1 protein-coding gene is annotated in these 216 nt (G+C 57.9%); it reads left to right on the forward strand.

Annotated features, from left to right (window positions below):
- On the forward strand, nt 1-216 hold a 216-nt coding region (locus WCE05_RS26600; protein ID WP_368816917.1), incomplete at both ends, for a transposase.

Here is a 216-nt window from a genome sequence, read left to right on the forward strand (position 1 = left end):
TGGAGCCGATGTACCCGGTCATTTTCTTCGATGCGCTGCGGGTGAAGATCCGCGAAGAGGGCCTGGTGCGCAACAAGGCCATTTACCTGGCCCTGGGCGTTCTCCCCGATGGGACGCGGGATATCCTGGGCATCTGGATCGAGAACACCGAGGGTGCGAAGTTTTGGATGAAGGTCTTTAACGATCTCAAGACGCGCGGTGTCGAAGATGTGCTGA

The sequence above is a fragment of the Pseudomonas sp. I2 genome (assembly GCF_040984075.1).
GTDB classification, from domain to species: domain Bacteria; phylum Pseudomonadota; class Gammaproteobacteria; order Pseudomonadales; family Pseudomonadaceae; genus Aquipseudomonas; species Aquipseudomonas guariconensis_B.